Origin of the sequence: Streptomyces triticagri (genome assembly GCF_003429565.1) — a bacterium.
Classification (GTDB): domain Bacteria; phylum Actinomycetota; class Actinomycetes; order Streptomycetales; family Streptomycetaceae; genus Streptomyces; species Streptomyces triticagri.
Genome location: NZ_QUAK01000109.1, coordinates 1 through 15,853, shown reverse-complemented (window position 1 = coordinate 15,853; position 15,853 = coordinate 1). Strand labels below are relative to the sequence as shown.

The window sequence follows — 15,853 nt, the reverse complement described above, 5'->3', positions numbered from 1 at the left end:
CTTCCCGCCCGCCGCCCCCACCGACGGGCGTACCGTCGCCTCCGGCGGTCACCACTGAGCCACCGCGGCCCGCGTGCGCGCGGGGCCACTGAAAACCCAGCACACCCACCAGGACCGGCGAACCACGTGAGCTCCTCTTCTTCGACCAGGCGGCCGGTGCGCACCCCTGCGCACCAGGGGGCCCCGGGCGGGTACCGGCTCGTGCACACGGCGCCGGCCCGCGTGGCCCCTCCTCGTCTTGACGCAGGGCAACGCGCAGTGGTTGACCACCCCGGAGGGCCGCTGCTGGTCCTGGCCGGACCCGGTACCGGCAAGACCACCACCCTCGTCGAGGCGGTGGCCGCACGCGTCGCCAAGGGCACCGACCCCGAGCGCATCCTGGTCCTCACCTTCAGCCGCAAGGCCGCCGTCGAACTGCGCGACCGTATGGCCCTGCGAATCCCCGGCGGCTCCGCCCCCCAGGCCTCCACCTTCCACTCGTTCTGCTACGCCCTGGTCCGTGCCCACCAGGACGCCGATCTGTTCGTCGAGCCGCTGCGCCTGCTGTCGGGCCCCGAACAGGACGTCGTCGTACGGGACCTCCTCGCCGGCGAACTCGAGCTCGAACGCGACGGCCACGCGCGCGTGCGCTGGCCCGACGAACTCCGCGCCTGCCTGACCACCCGAGGCTTCGCCGACGAGGTGCGCGCGGTGCTCGCCCGCAGCCGTGAGCTCGGCCTCGGCCCGGGAGCGCTCGCCGAGTTCGCCCGACGCACCGGCCGACCCGACTGGAGTGCCGCCGCCGGCTTCCTCGCCGAGTACTTGGACGTGCTCGACGCCCAGGGGGTGCTCGACTACGCCGAACTGGTGCACCGGGCCGTGCTCCTGGCAGGCCGCACCGAGGTGGCCGACCAACTGGCCGCCCGCTACGACGCCGTGTTCGTCGACGAGTACCAGGACACCGACGCAGCCCAGGTGCGGCTCCTCAGGGCACTGGCCGGGGACGGCCGCACCCTCGTGGCCCTCGGCGACCCGGATCAGTCGATCTACGCCTTCCGCGGCGCCGACGTGAACGGCATCCTCGACTTCCCGGACGCCTTCCCGCGTGCGGACGGCACACCGGCGCCGGTCACCGTGCTCACCACCTCACGGCGGTCCGGTGCGGCACTCCTCGAGACGACCCGGCGTCTCACCCGCAGGATGCCGCTGACCCGGCTCCCGTCGGACAAGGTGCGCCGGCACCGCGAACTCGTACCCGTACGCGACGGGGGCCGTACCGACGTACTCACCCACCCGACGCCGGGCACCGAGCTGGACAGCATCGCCGACATCCTGCGCCGGGCCCATCTCGAGGACGGCGTTCCCTGGTCGGAGATGGCGGTACTGGTACGGGCCGGCGGCCGGAGCATTCCCTCCGTGCGCCGGGCGCTGACCACGGCAGGCGTACCGGTGGACGTGGACGGCAACGACCTGCCGCTGCGCCAGGAGCCCGCCGTGGCGCCGCTCCTGACGGCCTTGCGGGCTGCCGCGGAGGCGGTCACCACGCGGGAGCCCCACCCCGGTGACGCCACAGAACCCGGTGACGCCACGGACCCCGGTGACGCCACAGAATCCGATGACGCCGCAGAACCCGGTCCAGGGACGGCCACCGCCCCGCGCCCCGTCGCGCCGTGGCTCTCCACGGAGACCGCACTCAGCCTGCTCGGATCGCCGCTCGCCGGCCTGGACGCCGCCGATCTGCGACGCCTCGGCCGCGCCCTGCGCGACGAACAGCGTGCCGCCGGCCATCGCATCCCGGCACCGTCCGACGAACTCCTGGCAGCGGCCCTCGCCGAGCCGGAGCGCCTGGTCGCCCACGACCCCGCCTACGCCCGCGGCGCCCAGCGGCTCGGCGCCCTGCTGCGCACTGCGCGCGAAACCCTCGCCGCCGGCGGCACCGCCGAGGAGGCCCTGTGGACGCTGTGGCAGGGCACCGGCTGGCCTCAGCGACTGGCGCGCGCCGCGCACCGCGGCGGGGCGGCGGGACGTAACGCAGACCGCGATCTCGACGCGGTGTGCGCCCTGTTCGCCACCGCGGCCCGCGCCGAGGAGCGCACCGGCGGCCGCGGCGCCCTGAACTTCATCGAGGAGGTCGAGGCCCAGGACATCGCCGCCGACACCCTCACCCGGCGCACCGTCCGGCCCGATGCGGTACGGCTGATGACCGCACACCGCTCCAAGGGCCTCGAATGGCGCCTGGTCGTGGTCGCCGGCGTACAGGAGGGCCTCTGGCCGGACCTGCGCCGCCGCGGCTCCCTCCTGGAGGCCGACCGCATCGGACATGACGGCCTCGCACCACCACTGACGCCCGGCGCCCTCCTGACCGAGGAGCGCCGGCTCTTCTACGTGGCCGCCACGCGCGCGAGAGAACGCCTCGTAGTGACCGCGGTCAAGGCCGCGGCCGAGGACGGCGACCAGCCGTCCCGCTTCCTCGCCGAACTCGGCGTCGAACCACGGGACGTCACCGCCCGGCCCCGCCGCCCGCTGTCCGTCGCCGCCCTCGTCGCCGAACTGCGCGCGACGACCGTGGACCCGCGCGTCTCCGAGGGCCTGCGCGAGGCGGCCGCGGAGCGCCTCGCACGGCTCGCCGCACTCACGGACGAGGACGGCCGTCCCCTGGTGCCGTCCGCCCACCCGTACCGCTGGTGGGGGATGTACGAGCCGACACACAGCACCGTGCCGCTGCGGGACAGGGACCGGCCCGTCGCCCTGTCCGGGAGCGCCCTCGACCAGCTCGCCAACACCTGCGCCCTGCAGTGGTTCCTGGGCCGCGAGGTCAAGGCGGACGCCCCGGCGACCGCCGCACAGGGCTTCGGAAACGTGGTGCACGTACTCGCCGACGAGGTCGCGTCCGGGCACACACCTGCCGATCTCGACGTCCTCATGGCACGGCTCGACTCCGTCTGGGACGCGCTGTCCTTCGACGCACCCTGGAAGTCGACCCAGGAGAAGGAGCACGCGCGCGTGGCGCTCGAACGCTTCCTCCACTGGCACGTCATGGACCGCGCCGGCCGCACGCCCGTCGGCAGCGAGCAGGACTTCGACGTCACCCTGGGGGCGGGGGAGTACCAGGTACGTATTCGCGGCTCCATGGACCGTGTCGAGAGCGACGCCGAAGGACGCGCCTACGTCGTCGACTTCAAGACCGGCAAGCAGACTCCCAGCGCCGCCGAGGTCGCCCGGCACCCCCAGCTCGCCGTGTATCAACTCGCCGTCCGTGAGGGCGCTGTGGACGGCGAGTTCGGCGGTGTCCGGCCGCTGCCCGGCGGGGCCGAACTGGTCCATCTGCGGCAGGGGGCCGCCGCGCGGGACGGCGGCGAAACCCTGCCCAGGATCCAGGCACAGGGCCCGCTCGACGCGCAGGGCACGGACGGTGACGCAGTTGGCTTCGGGACGGACGGGGACGCCGCTCGCGGCGACTGGGTGGGCGAGCTGCTCGCCAACGCGGCGGGGAAGGTCCTCGACGAGCGATTCGCGCCGACCGCGGGCCAGCACTGCACGCACTGCTCGTTCCGTTCCGCGTGCAGCGCCAGGGCCGAGGGCCGCCATGTGGTCGAGTGAGGGACCGCATGTGGTCGAGTAGGGGCAGGCGGGGACGATCCGCCGCCGGCACGTAAAGTCCTCAAGTCCTGATAAAGCTGGACGGTCGGACAGAGCCGGACGGCCGACCGGACGGCTCGGCCCCACGGGTTCACGTTCACAGGTTCACGTTCACAGATTCTGAAGATCACACGAGGAGAGACTCACATGGCAGCCAAGCGCAAGTTCGTGGTCGCGGCGGTGGCCTGTGCGGCCGTTGTTGCCGGCCTCACGGGCTGCTCGAGTGAGGACGACGCCTTCGACGGGATGAGCGCGGACGACATCGCCAAGAAGTCGTTCAAGACGTCGAAGGCCGCCGACAGCTTCCGCGTCACCGGCGAGGGAAAGCAGCAGGGCAGCACTGTCCGCCTGTCGTTCGCCATCAACAAGGAGGGCGCCTGCGAGGGGAACATGAGCGCCGGCAAGCAGGGCAAGGCGCAGCTCCTCGTCGTCGACAAGGCGACCTACCTCAAGGGCGACGACGCGTACTGGAAGAGCACCATGAGTGCCAGCGGCGCCGGGGTCAACAAGAAGCTCGACGGCCGCTGGGTGAAGTCCCCGAGCAACAACGGCTCCGGCGGCGGCGTATGCGACCGCAACGACCTCTTCAAGACCTCCGACGCCAAGGACATGGAACGCGGCGACGACGCCGACGTCGACGGACAGAAGGCCGCCACCCTGGTGAAGAAGGAGTCCGGCGGCAAGACCTCGACCTTCTACGTCGCCGCCGAAGGCAAGCCGTACCTCCTGCAGGTGGAGACCAAGGGCAAGGAACAGGGCATCACGACCTTCTCCGACTACAACAAGCCCGTCGACGTCAAGGCCCCCGCCGACGACGAGGTCGCCGACGTGAAGGACATCGTCCCCGCCTCGTGACGCCACCCCCGAGATGAAGGCCACGCGCGCGTGGACCGTGATCCGTGCCACGCCCGGCACCGGCCACGCGCGCGTAGGACCCCGATCAGGGGACAGAGCCGTCAGCCACGCGTGCGTGGAGACACCCGAGAGGGTGGACTGTGCGCCTTCGCCTCCCACGGCACCCGTCCCGACCGCACCGGCGGCCACCACCGACCGGGATGTCCCGGTTGTCAGTGCCCGCCGCTAGCCTCTCCGATGTGTCCGCACGCATCACCGACCCCGAGCAGCTCAAGGAGCTCCTCGGGATCCCGTTCACCCCGGAGCAGACGGCCTGCATCACCGCACCGCCCGCCCCGCAGGTCGTCGTGGCCGGCGCCGGCTCCGGCAAGACCACGGTGATGGCCGCCCGAGTCGTCTGGCTCGTCGGCACCGGCCAGGTCGCCCCCGACCAGGTGCTCGGCCTGACCTTCACCAACAAGGCCGCGGGCGAACTGGCCGAGCGGGTACGCACCGCCCTGATCAAGGCCGGCGTCACCGACCCGGAAACCCTCGACCCTGACGACCCCCCCGGCGAACCGGTGATCTCCACCTACCACGCCTTCGCCGGCCGGCTGCTCGCCGACCACGGACTGCGCCTCGGACTCGAACCCACCGCGCGCCTGCTCGCCGACGCCACCCGCTTCCAGCTCGCCGCCCGCGTACTGCGCGAAGCCCCGGGCCCCTACCCGGCGCTCACCCGGTCCTTCCCCGACCTCGTCAGCGACCTGCTGACCCTCGACGGCGAACTCGCCGAGCACCTCACCGACCCGCACCGCCTGCGCGCCCACGACCAGCAGCTCCTGAGGACCCTCGAAGGCACCCGCCTCACCAACCAGGACCTGCGCAAGGTCCCCGAGGCCGCCGCCGCCCGCCTCGAACTCACCGGCCTCGTCACCCGCTACCGCGACGCCAAGCGCGCCGGCGACCTCCTGGACTTCGGCGACCAGATCGCCCTCTCCGCGACCCTCGCCCGCGACCACGCCGAAGTCGGAGCGATCCTCCGCGACGAATTCCGCATCGTCCTGCTCGACGAATACCAGGACACCTCCGTCGCCCAGCGCATCCTCCTCGCCGGCCTCTTCGGCCAGGGCACCGGCCACGCCGTCACCGCCGTCGGCGACCCCTGCCAGGCCATCTACGGCTGGCGAGGCGCCTCCGTCGCCAACCTGGACGATTTCCCCGACCACTTCGCCCACGCCGACGGCCGCCCCGCCGCCCGCCACGCACTCAGCGAGAACCGCCGCAGCGGCGGCCGCCTCCTCGACCTGGCCAACACCCTGGCCGAGCCCCTGCGCGCCATGCACGCGGGCGTCCAGGCCCTGCGCCCCGCCCCCGGCGCCGAACGGGACGGCACGGTCCGCTGCGCCCTGCTCCCCACCCACGCCGACGAAACGGCCTGGCTCGCCGACTCCATCGCCCACCTCGTACGCACCGGAAAGGCCCCCGGCGAGATCGCCGTCCTGTGCCGCACCGCCGGCGACTTCGCCCAGATCCAGGCAGCCCTCGTCGCGCGCGACATCCCCGTCGAGGTCGTCGGACTCTCCGGCCTGCTGCACCTGCCCGAGGTCGCCGACCTCGTCGCCGTCTGCGAGGTCCTCCAGGACCCCGGAGCCAATGCCTCACTGGTCCGCCTCCTGACCGGACCCCGCTGGCGCATCGGCCCCCGCGACCTCGCGCTCCTCGGCCGTCGCGCCCGCCTCCTCGTGCACCACGCGCGCGACGAGGACGACGACCCGGACCGCCGCCTCGCCGAAGCCGTCGAAGGCACCGACCCCGCCGAGGTCATATCGCTCGCCGACGCACTCGACACGTTCCTCGAAGCGGACGGCCCTGACGACGGGCTGCCGTTCTCCACCGACGCCCGCGTACGCTTCGCCCGCCTCGCCACCGAACTGCGGGACCTGCGCCGCTCCCTCGCCGACCCGCTCATGGACGTACTGCACCGCGTCCTGGCCACCACCGGACTCGACGTCGAACTCTCCGCGTCCCCGCACGCCCTCGCCGCCCGCCGGCGCGAAACCCTCGCCAACTTCCTCGACATCGCCGCCTCCTTCGCCGGCAACGACCCGGCCGCCTCCTTGCTCGCCTTCCTCGGCTTCCTGCGCACCGCCGCCCAGTACGAGAAGGGCCTGGACAATGCCCTGCCCGGCGGGGAGAACACCGTGAAGGTCCTCACCGCCCACAAGTCCAAGGGCCTCGAATGGGATGTCGTGGCCGTCCCCGGACTCGTCACCGGCACCTTCCCGAGCACTCAGGGGCGCGAGAAATGGACCGCCCAGGGCAAGGTCCTGCCACACGCCCTGCGCGGCGACGCAGCCACACTGCCCGAGGTCGCCTCCTGGACCAGCAGAGGGCTCAAGGCCTTCCACGAGGACATGAAGGACCACCAGCGGACCGAGGAACTCCGCCTGGGCTATGTGACGTTCACCCGCCCCCGCTCCCTGCTGCTCGGCTCCGGCCACTGGTGGGGGCCGACCCAGAAGAAGCCGCGCGGCCCGTCCGACTTCCTGCAGGCCCTGCACGACCACTGCGCGGCCGGCCACGGCGAGATCGAGGCCTGGGCCGACGCCCCCGCCGAGGACGAGGAGAATCCCGCGCTGCAGCAGTCTGCCGCCGACCTCGCCTGGCCCTTGCCCCTCGACGACACCGCCCTCGCCCGCCGCCGCCGTGCCGCCGCCCTGGTCCAGGCCCACCTGGACGACCTCACCGGCACCGAGGCCCTGCCTGCCGCACCCCCGCACAGCGCAAGCACGCCCGATCCCGACCAGGCCTACCCACCGGACTGGCCACTCCCCGAGGACGAGCCGTACGGGGATCCTTACGAGGAGGAGACGTACGCCGAGGACCCGTACGAGACGGACCCGTACGACACGGACCCATACGGCGAGGACCCGGCCCCGGCGCCCCGCCCGGCCATCCCCCACGCGCGCGTGGAGCCCAAGGACCCGCACGACGACGACCCGGCGCCGGCGCCGATCGCCGACCACGCGCGCGACACCGACACAACCGGCACACCGCTCACCCCCGAGGAGCGCCGCACCATCACCTCCTGGGACCGCGACCTGGACGCACTCGCCACCGAACTCCAGCGCTCCCGCCAGACCGTGCACGACGTCCCCGTACCGCCCAGCCTCACCGCCTCACAAGTACTGCGCATGGCCGCCGACCCCGACGGCTTCGCCGCCGAACTGGCCCGTCCCATGCCCCAGCCCCCACAGGCAGCCGCCCGCCGCGGCACCCGCTTCCACGCCTGGGTCGAATCCCGCTTCGAAGCCCTCGAGCTACCCATGCTCACCCCCGACGAACTGCCCGGCACCGGCGCCGACATCGCCGACGAGAACGACCTCGCCGAACTCAAGGAAGCCTTCGACCGCACCGAGTACGCCCGCCGTACCCCGCACCGAGTCGAGGCCCCCTTCCAGATCACCATCGCCGGCCGCGTCGTCCGCGGCCGCATCGACGCCGTCTACCGCAACGGCGACGGCGACAACGCCACGTACGAAATCGTCGACTGGAAGACCAGCCGAGCCACACCCCCCACCACAGGACGGCCCGCCGGCGGTGATGTTCCGCACACTCGAGGACTCCCGCACGCCGACCCACTGCAGCTCGCGATCTACCGGCTCGCCTGGGCCGAGCAGCACGGACTGCCCCCCGAAGCGGTCTCCGCCGCCTTCGTCCACATCCGCAGCGGCGAGACCGTACACCCCCCGGATCTCCCCGACCGCGCCGCCCTTGAGCGCATCCTGCGCGGCGAAGCCCATGAAGCACCCGCACCCGAGAGCGCACCGCCCCCCAGGACGCGCACCCCGGACAACCCCTGAGCGAACCGGCGCACCACGCCTACAGGCAGCAGCCGGCCCGCCACCGTGAGCCGCCGACCGCGCCCCCGCCACCTCACGACGTCCCGATAGGCTCGCCGATATGAGCGAGACCCCGGACAGCGCCGTCCGCACGTACATCGACACCCACCGCGCGACATTCCTCGACGACCTCGGCGAATGGCTGCGCATCCCGTCCGTGTCCGCCGACCCGGACCACGCACCCGATGTACGACGCAGCGCCGAATGGCTCGCCGCCAAACTCAAGGAAACCGGCTTCCCCACCACCGCGATCTGGGAAACCGACGGGGCCCCCGCCGTATACGCCCACTGGCCCTCCGACGACGCCGACGCACCCACCGTCCTCGTCTACGGCCACCACGACGTACAGCCCGCGTCAGTCGCCGACGGCTGGCACACCGACCCCTTCGAACCACACATCCACGAAAACCGCCTCTACGCGCGCGGGGCGGCCGACGACAAGGGCCAGGTCTTCTTCCACACCCTCGGCCTACGCGCCCACCTCCACACCACCGGCCGCACCAGCCCCGCCGTACACCTCAAACTCCTCATCGAGGGCGAGGAAGAATCCGGCTCACCGCACTTCCGCGCCCTCGTCGAAGAACACGCCGCGCAGCTCGCCGCCGATGCCGTCATCGTGTCCGACACCGGCATGTGGTCCGAGACGACCCCCACCGTCTGCACCGGCATGCGCGGACTGGTCGAGTGCGAGATCGAACTCCACGGCCCCGACCAGGACATCCACTCCGGCTCCTTCGGCGGCGCCGTACCCAACCCCGCCACCGCCGCGGCCCGCCTCGTCGCCGCACTCCACGACGACCACGCGCGCGTGACGGTCCCCGGCTTCTACGACGGCATCGTCCCGCTCACCGACGCCGAACGCACCCTCCTCGCCGAACTGCCCTTCGACGAGGCCGAATGGCTCCGTAGCGCCAAGTCCCACGCCACCCACGGCGAGGCCGGCTACTCCACCCTGGAACGCATCTGGGCGCGCCCCACCGCCGAAGTCAACGGCATCGCAGGCGGCTACCAAGGCGCCGGCGGCAAGACCATCGTCCCGACCTCCGCCGTGGTCAAACTCTCCTTCCGGCTCGTCGCCGGCCAGGACCCACAGCGCATCGAGAACACCCTCCGCGACTGGATCCCCGGCCGCCTGCCCGACGGAATCCGCCACACCGTCACCTTCAGCGGATCCACCCGCCCCTGCCTCACCCCGCTCGACCACCCGGCCCTCCAAGCCGTCACCCGCTCCATGAGCCGCGCCTTCGGCCGCCCCGTCGGCCACACCCGCGAAGGCGGCTCAGGGCCCGCCGCAGACCTCCAGGACGTCCTCGACGCCCCCGTCCTGTTCCTCGGCATCTCCGTGCCGTCCGACGGCTGGCACGCACCCAACGAGAAGGTCGAACTCGACCTCCTCCTCAAGGGCGTGGAAACCACCGCCCACCTCTGGGAAGACCTCGCCGCCAACTGGAGCACCCCGCACACACCAAGGACACCGTCCTGACCCACGCTGTCGGAAGTAACCGTTTCAACCGGGGGAGTTGGAAGTTCCTGTGACCACCTGGACCGGACGCACCACTGACCTGACCGTCTCACTCACCGAACACAGCGGCATCGACCGCGCCGCACACCACCGCCTCGACGAGGCCTGGCTCGCCGCCGCATGGAGCCACCCCACCACCCGCGTGTTCGTCGTCTCCGGTGGCCAGGCACTGATCGACGACACCCCCGAAGGCACCACCGAACTGGTCACCACCCCGGCCTTCGAAGCACCCGTCACCGAGACCCACCGCTACTTCCTCGGCACCGACGACGACGGCGTCAGCTACTTCGCCCTCCAGAAGGACAGCCTGCCCGGCCGCATGGACCAGTCCGCACGCCCCGCAGGCCTGCGAGAAGCCGGCCTCCTCCTGTCACCACGCGACGCAGGACTCATGGTCCACGCCGTCGCCCTGGAGAACTGGCAGCGCCTGCACCGCTTCTGCTCCCGATGCGGCGAACGCACCGTCATCGCGGCAGCCGGCCACATCCGTCGCTGCCCCGCCTGCGGCGCCGAGCACTACCCCCGCACCGACCCCGCCGTGATCATGCTGGTCACCGACGAACACGACCGCGCCCTCCTCGGCCGCCAGGTCCACTGGCCCGAAGGCCGCTTCTCGACCCTCGCCGGCTTCGTCGAACCGGGCGAGTCCATCGAGCAGTCCGTACGCCGCGAAGTCTTCGAAGAAGCCGGCGTCACCGTCGGAGAAGTCGAATACATCGCCAGCCAGCCCTGGCCCTTCCCGTCCAGCCTCATGCTCGGCTTCATGGCCCGCGCCACCTCGCCCGACATCACCGTCGACGGCGAAGAGATCGAAGAAGCCCGCTGGTTCTCCCGCGACGACTTGGCCGCCGCCTTCGAAAGCGGCGAAGTCCTGCCCCCGTTCGGCATCTCCATCGCCGCCCGGCTCATCGAGCTCTGGTACGGCAAGCCCCTGCCACGGAACGTAACCTGAGGCCCGCGCCGGCCACCCAGCGAACCGACACCGGCACAAACGGTTACACCACACACGCGCGCGATCCATCACACACCGGCACAACCGGTTACACAGAGGCATCGAGCGACAGCAGGGGCATCGAGAAAGGCACACCCCATGGCGGACTACACCATCGAAACCGTCCGAACCGGTTACCGACAGTGGACAGCACGCAACGACCGAGGCGCCGAAGTCCACATCGCAGCCGCCGACGACGACACCGCCCAGCCCTCCTTCACCCCCGTCGAACTCCTCCTCGCCGCCCTCGGCGGCTGCGGCGGACTCGTCACCGACCGCACCGCCCGCGCCGTCCAACACGACGACCTGCGCATCGTCGTCAGCTCACAATCCACCCCCGACGACGACGGCCGCATCGGCAAGGTCACCGTCACCTACGAACTCGACATCCCGGCCGACGCCAACGGCGGCAACGCCGCAGACGTCTTCGCCCGAGGCGTACGCCTCACCCACGAGAAGTACTGCACCGTAAGCCGCACCGTCGAACACGGCGCCCGCGTGGAGGCCGTACTCCCCGACGGAACCACCGGCTTCGCCGCAGGCTGACCCACCGCAACACGCAAAACGCCCCCGCCACAGCGGGGGCGCTCAACACCGACGCGTCAGACTCCGACCTTCTCCTTGACCTGCGCCAGCGAAGGATTCGTCAGCGTGGAACCATCCTCGAACAGCACCGTCGGCACCGTCTGATTCCCGCCGTTCGCCTTCTCCACGAACGCCGCAGACTCCGGGTCCTGCTCGATGTTGATCTCCGTGTACGCGATTCCCTCGCGATCCATCTGGCCCTTCAGCCGACGGCAGTAGCCGCACCACGTGGTGCTGTACATCGTCACAGTGCCCGGCATGTCTCTCGTGCTCCTTCGCAGCTCGGCAGCGTTCGCAACGATACGAACGCCCGGCACCGCCCACCCATTCCCGAACGGACGACCGCCGGCACCGCATCCCACGGACCACCGCCCGCCCCGCATCAACCCATCCCGCATTAATACGACCAAGACCGTACCCCTGTGGACAACGAGCTCGGCCGCCCCGCCGGACCTGGCAGCATGGCGGGGTGACAGCAGCAACGCACCCCACAGCCTTCCCACAGGTCCCGGAGTCGCCCGACGACGTCCTGACCGGGCTCGACCCGGAGCAGCGCGAAGTGGCCACCGCCCTGCACGGTCCCGTGTGCGTCCTCGCCGGGGCCGGCACCGGCAAAACCCGCGCCATCACCCACCGGATCGCCTACGGCGTACGTGCCGGAATCCTCCAGCCCACCAGCGTGCTCGCCGTCACCTTCACCAACCGCGCCGCCGGGGAAATGCGCGGCCGCCTCCGCCAGCTCGGCGCCACCGGAGTCCAAGCCCGCACCTTCCACTCCGCGGCCCTACGCCAACTCCAGTACTTCTGGCCCAAAGCCGTCGGCGGCGAACTCCCCCGCCTCGTCGAACGCAAAGTGCAACTCGTCGCCGAAGCAGCAGCCCGCTGCCGCATCCGACTCGACCGCGGCGAACTCCGCGACGTCACCGGCGAGATCGAATGGTCCAAAGTCACCCAGACCGTCCCCGCCGACTACCTCGCCGCCGCCACCAAAGCCGACCGCGAAACCCCCCGCAACCCCGCCGAGACCGCCCAGATCTACGCCGTCTACGAACAACTCAAACAAGACCGCTCGGTGATCGACTTCGAGGACGTCCTCCTCCTCACCGTAGGCATCCTCCAGGACCGCTACGACATCGCCGAACAGGTCCGCTCCCAGTACCAGCACTTCGTCGTCGACGAATACCAGGACGTCAGCCCACTCCAACAACGCCTCCTCGAGCTCTGGCTCGGCGACCGGGACACCATCTGCGTCGTCGGCGACGCCAGCCAGACCATCTACTCCTTCACCGGCGCCACCCCCGACCACCTCCTCGACTTCCGCACCCGCCACCCCCGGGCCACCGTCGTCAAACTCGTCCGCGACTACCGATCCACCCCCCAGGTCGTCCACCTCGCCAACGGCCTCCTCGCCAAGGCCTCCGGCCGCGCCGCCGACCACCGCCTCGAACTCCGCTCACAGCGCGAACCAGGCCCGGAACCGACCTACGCCGAATACCCCGACGAACCCTCAGAAGCCGAAGGCACCGCCCGCCGCGTCCGCAAACTCATCGACAGCGGCGTCCCCGCAAGCGAAATCGCCGTCCTCTTCCGCACCAACGGCCAATCCGAGCTGTACGAACAAGCCCTCGCCGACGCCGCAGTCCCCTACCAGCTCCGCGGCGCCGAGCGCTTCTTCGAGCGCACCGAAGTACGCGAAGCAGGAGCCGCAATCCGCAGCGCCGCCCGCTTCGGGAACAACGACGCCCTCCTCGACGACGCCGTCGACGTACCCTCCCAAGTGCGCGCCGTACTCTCCACCAAGGGCTGGACCGACAACCCACCCGCCGGCTCCGGCGCCGTCCGTGACCGCTGGGAATCCCTGGCCGCCCTGGTCCGCCTGGCCGAGGACTTCACCCGCGCGCAGCCGGCCGCCACCCTCGCCGACCTCGTCACCGAACTCGACGAACGCGCGGCCGCCCAGCACGCCCCCACCGTCCAGGGCGTCACCCTCGCCTCACTGCACGCAGCCAAGGGCCTCGAATGGGACGCCGTCTTCCTCGTCGGCCTCACCGAAGGCATGCTCCCCATCACCTACGCCAAGACCGACGCACAGATCGAGGAAGAACGCCGCCTGCTCTACGTCGGAGTCACCCGCGCCCGAGAGCACCTCGGCCTGTCCTGGGCCCTGGCCCGATCCCCAGGAGGCCGCGCCTCGCGCCGCGCCAGCCGGTTCCTCAACGGCCTGCGCCCCGGCTCTGCCGCCGCAGGAACCCACTCCGCGGGCGGCACCGGCGGCATCGAACGAAAGCCCGCCGCGCCCCGCCGACACCGCGGGCCCGTGTACTGCAGAGTGTGCGGCCGGACCCTGACCGGCGCCGGCGAGGTGAAACTGATGCGCTGCGAGGACTGCCCGTCCGACATGGACGAAGGCCTCTACGAGCGGCTGCGCGACTGGCGAGGCATCCAGGCCAAGAGCCTGGGACAGCCCGCCTACTGCGTCTTCACCGACAAGACTCTGATCGCCATCGCAGAGGCCGTACCCGCCGACGTCGGCGAGTTGGCCAGGATCGCCGGCGTCGGAGTGCGCAAGGTCAATCGGTTCGGTACCGACGTTCTTGCCATCTGTGCAGGTCAGGAACTTGGAGACGAGGGTGAGCAGGCCTCTGTCGACGACTGATACAAACTCGTCGAAAAAATAGTTTGCGCACGCGCAAGGAAGACCCATAGGTTCTTAACCACGGAAACAGCGACTTCTCCGAAGCCGTGGTTCCGTGCTGTACTTGAAGACCTTGGACTGGTTCATCCCAGTCCCCGAGACGCCGAGAGGAGGCGAGTCCAGTGATCAGCATCACGAAGAGCACCATCAAAATGACCGACGTTGATCGCTCGGTCGTCGCCACGTGCCTGCTCGGCAACTCGTACCAGGGCACCGGTCTGTCCGGCATTCGTGCCGTGCTTCCGGCAGCCCCGTCCTTCGCGGCCCTTGAGGTCCGTGAAGGCAATGAGCGACCGACCAAGGCACCGGCAGCAGTAGCAGCGGCAGAGGCGCAGGCCTATGCCTTTGCGGCAGCCGGTGCCGGATCCCGGACGAAGCAGCACCACATGTGGGCCTACCGCGGGCTCGAACCCTGGAGTGATCCAGCCTGATTCTCGATCAGGCCGGCGCCTTCAGGGCCGCGGAACCCCACCCGGGATCCGCGGCCCTTTTGTTTTCCCCCTACGACCGGGAGAACACAGCGAAGGGGCCTCGGGACAGCGACTGGTACCAAGCCGCCACCCGGCCGAACGGCCGGAACGACCAGACGAGGAAGACACCGATCGTGCAGACCGAAACGCACGCCCCGTCAGTACCGCCTTCAGAGACGAACTCCCCGCCCGGCCTTCAGGAGAACACCTTGACTCCCCTCACCGCGCTCACCGCGCTCGACGACGCCATCGAGAACCTCGGCGTGCCCGTACCCTGCCGCAGCTACGACCCGGAGGTCTTCTTCGCCGAGTCGCCGGCGGACGTCGAGTACGCCAAGTCCCTCTGCCGCACCTGCCCGCTCATCGAGGCTTGCCTCGCCGGCGCCAAGGAGCGGCGCGAGCCCTGGGGCGTCTGGGGTGGAGAGCTCTTCGTTCAGGGCGTCGTAGTCGCCCGCAAGCGTCCGCGTGGCCGCCCGCGCAAGAACCCGGTCGCCGCATGAACGCCTCAGGAACGATCAGCCGTCCCCTCACGCACGACCCGATGAAGCAGGCCCCGATGAAGCCGATCAGCAGTGAGCCAGTGGGCTCTGCGACCCCGGACACCACGAACTCCGGCGCATACGCGCCGCGTCAGAACAGGACCCGTGAAATGCAACTTCAACCAGAAGCCCTTGCTCGAGCGCATATGCACGAGCGACTGAGAGAGGCGGAATCCGAGCGTCAGACCATGCGTCTGATCGCCGCCCGCCGCATGCAGCAGCGAGCCGAGCGCGCCTCGCGGCGTGCCCGCCGTGCGCTCGTCATGGCTGTCATGCAGTAAGGCGCCCCTTGAACGCAAGGCCGCCTTACGGTCGGTGACACGAAACTGCGTTCACCGGCTGGTTCATCGGACGGAAGCTGACGGGGGCTGCTTCCGGACGATCGTCGCGGGGACCGCTCCGAACGGAGCGGTCCCCGCGGTGCGTTGCGAGCACACGTCGCTAATCCGGCTATATCGTTGCTAAATGGACAAGGAATCTCCGCGCTCAGGAACGGCACCGGACACTGGCACAGTCGTCTGCTCCCGCTGCGGCATCTCGTCCGAGGAGCCACGCCCCACCTGGACGTGCTCCGTCGAGAACGGCACACGCCGCTACTTCTGCGACGCGTGTGCGCGGGAGAACATTCGGGCTATCGAGGGGAGGCTCGACTCGAGCTGGTGGTAAATCCCCTTCCTGGGGCCCCTCCCTCCCC

The 15,853-nt window shown here is 70.7% G+C and carries 12 protein-coding genes; 11 read left to right on the top strand and 1 reads right to left on the bottom strand.

The features are described from left to right. The first annotated feature begins 126 nt into the window (after positions 1–126). The 6 genes from DY218_RS20025 (at position 127) to DY218_RS20000 (ending at position 11,416) form a co-directional block, all read left to right on the top strand. The gene (locus tag DY218_RS20025; protein WP_128557469.1) at positions 127–3,579 is read left to right on the top strand and encodes an ATP-dependent helicase; all 3,453 of its coding nucleotides are present in this window, start codon (positions 127–129) and stop codon (positions 3,577–3,579) included. A 186-nt stretch (positions 3,580–3,765) separates the two neighbouring features. Beyond that, the gene (locus DY218_RS20020) at positions 3,766–4,473 is read left to right on the top strand and encodes a hypothetical protein (protein ID WP_128557468.1); all 708 of its coding nucleotides are present in this window, start codon (positions 3,766–3,768) and stop codon (positions 4,471–4,473) included. A 239-nt stretch (positions 4,474–4,712) separates the two neighbouring features. Continuing rightward, positions 4,713–8,318 (top strand): ATP-dependent helicase, encoded by a 3,606-nt coding sequence (locus tag DY218_RS20015; protein WP_199566791.1) that lies wholly within the window; start codon positions 4,713–4,715, stop codon positions 8,316–8,318. 100 nt (positions 8,319–8,418) lie between these two features. Further along, entirely contained in the window at positions 8,419–9,840 is a 1,422-nt protein-coding gene (locus tag DY218_RS20010) for a dipeptidase (protein ID WP_128557466.1), read from the top strand. Positions 9,841–9,889: 49 nt separating this feature from the next. Continuing rightward, on the top strand, positions 9,890–10,831 hold the full coding sequence (nudC, locus tag DY218_RS20005) for an NAD(+) diphosphatase (protein ID WP_128557465.1): 942 nt from the start codon (positions 9,890–9,892) through the stop codon (positions 10,829–10,831). Between the two features lie 138 nt (positions 10,832–10,969). Continuing rightward, on the top strand, positions 10,970–11,416 hold the full coding sequence (locus tag DY218_RS20000) for an OsmC family protein (protein WP_128557464.1): 447 nt from the start codon (positions 10,970–10,972) through the stop codon (positions 11,414–11,416). Positions 11,417–11,472: 56 nt separating this feature from the next. On the opposite strand, the gene DY218_RS19995 is transcribed toward DY218_RS20000, so the two are convergent. Next, on the bottom strand, positions 11,473–11,715 hold the full coding sequence (locus DY218_RS19995) for a mycoredoxin (RefSeq protein ID WP_128557463.1): 243 nt from the start codon (positions 11,713–11,715) through the stop codon (positions 11,473–11,475). Between the two features lie 140 nt (positions 11,716–11,855). Here DY218_RS19995 and DY218_RS19990 point away from each other — a divergent pair, with 140 nt between their 5' ends. The 5 genes from DY218_RS19990 (at position 11,856) to DY218_RS35290 (ending at position 15,825) form a co-directional block, all read left to right on the top strand. Then, a complete protein-coding gene (locus tag DY218_RS19990) occupies positions 11,856–14,111 on the top strand; it encodes an ATP-dependent DNA helicase UvrD2 (RefSeq protein WP_199566794.1) in 2,256 nt (751 codons plus the stop codon). 161 nt (positions 14,112–14,272) lie between these two features. After that, entirely contained in the window at positions 14,273–14,581 is a 309-nt protein-coding gene (locus tag DY218_RS19985; protein WP_128557461.1) for a hypothetical protein, read from the top strand. A gap of 173 nt (positions 14,582–14,754) precedes the next feature. Further along, positions 14,755–15,120 (top strand): WhiB family transcriptional regulator, encoded by a 366-nt coding sequence (locus DY218_RS19980; protein ID WP_128557460.1) that lies wholly within the window; start codon positions 14,755–14,757, stop codon positions 15,118–15,120. After that, positions 15,117–15,440: a hypothetical protein gene (locus DY218_RS19975; RefSeq protein ID WP_128557459.1), complete on the top strand. Its 324-nt coding sequence runs from the start codon at positions 15,117–15,119 to the stop codon at positions 15,438–15,440. Before DY218_RS19980 ends, DY218_RS19975 begins: the two co-directional genes overlap by 4 nt. 184 nt (positions 15,441–15,624) lie before the next feature. Next, positions 15,625–15,825, top strand: coding sequence for a hypothetical protein (locus DY218_RS35290; RefSeq protein WP_128557458.1), 201 nt, complete (start codon positions 15,625–15,627; stop codon positions 15,823–15,825). Positions 15,826–15,853 lie beyond the last annotated feature (28 nt).

What these genes read in the sequence shown, in the direction of transcription:
- DY218_RS20010 (WP_128557466.1), top strand. Translation starts at nt 8,419, where the DNA reads ATGAGCGAGACCCCGGACAGCGCCGTCCGCACGTACATCGACACCCAC.
- DY218_RS19975 (WP_128557459.1), top strand. Translation starts at nt 15,117, where the DNA reads ATGAACGCCTCAGGAACGATCAGCCGTCCCCTCACGCACGACCCGATG.
- DY218_RS20020 (WP_128557468.1), top strand. Translation starts at nt 3,766, where the DNA reads ATGGCAGCCAAGCGCAAGTTCGTGGTCGCGGCGGTGGCCTGTGCGGCC.
- DY218_RS19995 (WP_128557463.1), bottom strand. Translation starts at nt 11,715, where the DNA reads ATGCCGGGCACTGTGACGATGTACAGCACCACGTGGTGCGGCTACTGC.
- DY218_RS35290 (WP_128557458.1), top strand. Translation starts at nt 15,625, where the DNA reads ATGGACAAGGAATCTCCGCGCTCAGGAACGGCACCGGACACTGGCACA.
- DY218_RS20000 (WP_128557464.1), top strand. Translation starts at nt 10,970, where the DNA reads ATGGCGGACTACACCATCGAAACCGTCCGAACCGGTTACCGACAGTGG.